Source organism: Sulfitobacter sp. (genome assembly GCF_041552635.1).
GTDB lineage: Bacteria > Pseudomonadota > Alphaproteobacteria > Rhodobacterales > Rhodobacteraceae > Sulfitobacter.
Map to the genome: position 1 here is coordinate 1 of NZ_JBFEKM010000265.1, position 3,742 is coordinate 3,742.

At 56.2% G+C, this 3,742-nt stretch carries 3 protein-coding genes; all 3 read left to right on the forward strand.

Features of this window, described 5'->3' with window-relative positions:
• Positions 1-111 precede the first annotated feature (111 nt).
• Positions 112-1,620 (forward strand): tripartite tricarboxylate transporter permease, encoded by a 1,509-nt coding sequence (locus tag ABYT07_RS19700; RefSeq protein WP_372993716.1) that lies wholly within the window; start codon positions 112-114, stop codon positions 1,618-1,620.
• Positions 1,617-2,456 carry a shikimate dehydrogenase gene (locus ABYT07_RS19705; RefSeq protein WP_372993717.1) on the forward strand — a complete coding sequence of 280 codons (840 nt, stop codon included), beginning with the start codon at positions 1,617-1,619 and terminating at the stop codon, positions 2,454-2,456. The genes ABYT07_RS19700 and ABYT07_RS19705 overlap by 4 nt, the downstream gene beginning before the upstream one ends.
• Positions 2,453-3,742: TIM barrel protein (locus ABYT07_RS19710; protein ID WP_372993718.1), on the forward strand; the 1,290-nt coding region annotated here is incomplete at its 3' end. The genes ABYT07_RS19705 and ABYT07_RS19710, both read left to right, overlap by 4 nt.

Below are 3,742 nucleotides of genomic sequence, written 5' to 3' on the forward strand. Positions count from 1 at the left end.
GATCTGGATCGTTTTCCGCGTTGTGTTCACGGTGCTCTTGCCCGCAGGCATCCTGCCCGAAGCCGAATTTCTCCAGTTTTTCCGCAACCTCACATCCGGAGGAGCGTCGTAATGGACACGTTTCTGGCAATCCTCACGATCTTCACACATCCCGAGCTTTTGGTTCTGGTCGGCATAGGCACATTTGCGGGCATCTATATCGGCGCCATTCCCGGCCTGTCGGTGACCATGGCCGTCTCCATCCTGATTTCCTTCACGTTTTCGTGGGATGTGTATCCCGCAATTTCTCTCATGGTAGGCATCTATATGGGCGGGGTCTATGGCGGCTCTCGCACGGCGATCCTGCTCAACATTCCGGGCGCGCCTTCAGCAATTGCGACGGCCATGGACGGCTATCCCATGGCCTTGCGCGGCGAAGCGGGTCAGGCCATTGGCGTAACAACGGTCATGTCATTTTTTGGCGGGTTGATCGGCATTCTGGTGCTGGCCCTTGCCGCCCCTTTCGTGTCCGAATTTGCCCTAATGTTCCAACCAAGGGATTACATGCTGCTGGCCGTGCTGGGCATTCTGCTGGTCGGTTCGCTCTCCAGTGGGTCACTGGTCAAAGGTATCTTTGCCGGTGCGTTCGGCCTGGCAATCGGTGCCGTCGGGCGTGACCCGCTGACTTTCACCAAACGCTTCACGTTTGATCTGCAAATCATGGAAGGCGGAATTTCTTTCATTGCAGTGATGATCGGCATGTTCGGTGTCTCGGAAGCCCTCTTGCAGCTCCAGAATGTCGATAAGAAGGCCGTGCGGCAGAAGATCGACAAAATCGTCCCCTCCTTTGGCACGATCAAGAAATTCCTGCCCTTATCGCTACAAACCTCGACCATCGGCGTGATCATCGGTGCCCTACCTGGCACGGGCGGTGATATCGCAGCCCTGATGGCCTACGACCATGCCAAGCGTGTCACAAAGAACCCCGACGTCCCTTTTGGCGAGGGCGCAATGGAAGGCCTGGTTGCCCCTGAAACCGCCAATAACGCAGCTGTCGGCGGTGCCTTCGTCCCAATGATGACGCTGGGTATTCCGGGCGATGCGGTGACCGCGATCATGATCGGTGCGCTGTTCATTCACGGCCTCAATCCGGGGCCGATGTTGATGATCGACCAACCCGATATGTTCTGGTTCATCGTAGGTGCCTTGTTTACCGCAAATATCTTCATGCTGATTTTCGGCCTGACCGGCATCAAGGTTTTCACCAAAATCGTCGAAATGCCCCGCGCCATTATCATTCCGCTGAGTTTGCTACTCTCCATCGTGGGGGCTTATGCGGTCAACAACTCCATCAGCGATGTTTACTGGATGCTTGCCTTTGGCGTGTTCGGATACTTCATGCGGCACTACGGCTATCCCCTTGGCCCAGTTATCCTTGGTGTCATCCTGTCGCGGCTACTGGATGACAACTGGCGCCGCGCCATCATATCAGAGCGCGAGGATCTTGGACGGTTCTTCGAGGGTATCTTGACCAGTCCGCTCTCCCTTGTGCTGTTCACCGCAGTGATCCTGATTTTCGTCAGCCAGACACCGCTCTGGACTGCCCTCAAATCACAGTTGTTCAAAAAGGCTGCATCATGACGGAAACCGTAATGCTGGGCCTGATCGGCGACAACATCACCCGCTCCCAGTCGCCCAAGCTACACCGCACAGCAGGGATTTTGGCCGGACTGCACGTCACCTACGAGCGGCTGATCCCCAAAGACATGGGGCTTTCATTTGACGAAGTTTTCGAACAGGCACGCAGGAGCGGATTTCGCGGCATCAACGTAACGTATCCCTACAAGGAGAGTGTAGCCGCCAGTGTTGAGGTATCCGACCCGTTGGTGCGCGCAATTGGTGCGGTCAATACCGTTGTTTTCGACCCGCAGGGCCCCAAGGGGTTCAACACAGATTACACCGGCTTCATGAGCGCCTACCGAAAGGTCCGTGGCACCGAAAATCCTGGCACAGTTTGTCTGATCGGCACGGGTGGCGTTGGCAAAGCCGTGGCGTTTGGTCTGATAGGACTTCACACCCGTGAAATTCGCTGCGTCGATCTGGACCCGACAAAGGCCCGGAATTTGGCGAAAGCACTACGCGCACTCGGATCGGCCACAGTAATCAAGACGTACTCCGATGCCGAGACGGCTGCGAAGGGCGCGAACGGCATTATCAATTGCACCCCCTTGGGCATGGTGGGCGTTGGCGGTTCACCGTTGGACGGCGAAAGCATGAAGGGGGCGGCCTGGGTTTTTGATGCGGTCTACACGCCCGTGCAGACACCGTTTCTGCAAGATGCCGCGCATCTCGGTATGACGGTCATCACGGGTTACGAGTTGTTTTTTGGTCAGGGCGTGGATGCTTGGAACATTTTTACCGGCGTGCAGCTGGACCATGACGCACTCCGCGTTGCCATTCAGGGGGACGATCTATGAAAACTTCCATCGCAACTGTTTCGATCGCAGGTAACCTGCCTGAAAAGCTTGAAGCTATCGCCGCCGCTGGCTTTGACGGGATCGAAATATTCGAGCAGGATTTCATCGCCCATGACGGCAATCCGCGTGATGTGGGGGATATGATCCGTTCAATGGGCCTGGAAATTACGCTGTTCCAGCCGTTCAGGGACTTTGAGGGATTGCCAGAACCACTGCGGGCGAAAGCCTTTGATCGTGCCGAGCGCAAATTCGACCTAATGCAGGAACTGGGGACCGAACTCGTGCTGGTTTGCTCGTCGTGTCATCCCGCGGCTCTTGGCGGCATCGACCGTGCAGCAGCCGATTTTTACGAACTGGGAGAGCGCGCAGCAAAACGCGGCCTACGGGTCGGGTTCGAAGCGCTGGCATGGGGCAAACACGTCAATGATCATCGCGATGCATGGGAGGTCGTCCGCCGTGCCGACCATGCAAATGTCGGCCTTATACTTGATAGTTTTCACACGCTTGCCTGCAAGATCGATCCGGACACGATCCGGCGCATTCCTGGGGACAAGATCTTTTTTGTCCAGCTGGCGGACGCTCCGGCGATTGATATGGACATGCTCTATTGGTCGCGCCATTTCCGCAACATCCCGGGCGAAGGGGATATGGATGTGACGTCCTTTATGCGTGCTGTGATGGCGACGGGCTATACAGGACCGGTATCGCTTGAAATCTTCAATGATCAGTTTCGCGGAGGTCAGCCGAAAGGAATCGCAAAAGATGGCTATCGCTCGCTGGTCGCGCTCATGGATGATGTCCGTACAGCCGAACCGTCATTATCGGTTGACCTTGCACCGATGCCGCCGCGCGCAAAAACCTTTGGCTTGTCTTTTATTGAATTCGCCACCAAAGGCCGTGAGGCAGATAAGCTCGAAGCGCTTTTAGGCACCCTTGGATTTCAACATTCTGCGAACCACGTGACCAAAAGCCTGTCGCTTTGGACACAAAACGACATCCGCATCGTCGTCAATAAGGAGAGCGCAGGACATGCAAGCAGTGCGTATACCACGCACGGTACATCAGTTTGCGACATTGGCATCGCTGTCGACGATGCCGCGGGCACAGTCGCCCGCGCCCAACGCCTCGGTGCCGACCTGTTCCGGCAGCCGGTGGATGCGGGCCAGCTCGACATTCCCGCTATTCTTGGCCAAAGCGGAAGCGTTTTGCATCTTATCGACGATGCCAGCGGGTTGTCGGACGTTTGGGATGTTGAATTCACGCCAGTCAAAACTGACAGTGGACAC

Coding starts and splice junctions, on each gene's coding strand:
- ABYT07_RS19700 (WP_372993716.1), top strand. CDS start 112: ATGGACACGTTTCTGGCAATCCTCACGATCTTCACACATCCCGAGCTT.
- ABYT07_RS19705 (WP_372993717.1), top strand. CDS start 1,617: ATGACGGAAACCGTAATGCTGGGCCTGATCGGCGACAACATCACCCGC.